Source organism: Halochromatium glycolicum, assembly GCF_016584085.1.
In the GTDB taxonomy this organism is placed as follows: domain Bacteria; phylum Pseudomonadota; class Gammaproteobacteria; order Chromatiales; family Chromatiaceae; genus Lamprobacter; species Lamprobacter glycolicus.
The window spans coordinates 1-745 of sequence record NZ_NRSJ01000128.1 but is presented as its reverse complement, the minus strand read 5'-3'; the positions used below and the strand labels follow the sequence as shown (position 1 = coordinate 745).

Here is a 745-nt window from a genome sequence, read left to right as displayed (position 1 = left end):
AACGGCAACTTCTCGCGGCTGCGCGCGATCATCGAGCGCGGCGAGGAGGTCAGCCCGATCCAGACCAGCTTCCCGGCCGAAGGGCTGCTGCGCCAGGACAACTTCGTCTCGCTGCTCTACTACCTCGGCCTGCTCAGCTTTGCCGGCGAGCGCGAGGGCCGGCCACTGCTCAAGATCCCCAACCGTACGGTCCGCCAGCTCATGTACGGCTACCTGCGTGCGGCCTATGACGAGGTCGGCGTGTTTCGCCCCAGCACCTATGAGCTCGCCGATCGGCTCAACAAGATGGCCTACCGCGGCCAATGGGAGGGCTTCTTCGACTATCTGGCCGAGGAGATCGCCCAGCAGGCCAGCGTGCGTGACTACCTGCAAGGCGAGAAGATGCTGCAGGGCTTCCTGCTCGCCTGGCTCAACCTCTCACCCTATTTCCGCGTCTTCTCCGAGGCCGAGCAGGGTGGCGGTTTCGTCGATCTCTACCTGGCGCCGTTCTACTTCCGCTACCCGGACATGCGCCATGCCTACCTGATCGAGCTGAAATACCTCAGCCGCTCGGACGACACGCCCGCCAAGCGCGCACAGCTCATCGCCGACGCCCGCGCCCAGCTGCACCGTTATGCCGGCGATCGGCGCATCGCTGCCGAGCTCGGCGAGGCGACCCTGCACCCGATCCTGCTGCTCTACAGCGGCTGGGAGCTGGTGCACCGCGAGGCGGTGGCGAGCGAGGAACACAAACCGGCCCGCTAGA

The 745-nt window shown here is 66.0% G+C and carries 1 protein-coding gene; it reads left to right on the top strand.

What is annotated here, in order from left to right; all coding sequences use genetic code 11:
• Positions 1–744: PD-(D/E)XK nuclease domain-containing protein (locus tag CKO40_RS23820; protein ID WP_200348940.1), on the top strand; the 744-nt coding region annotated here is incomplete at its 5' end.
• Between the last annotated feature and the right edge of the window lies 1 nt (position 745).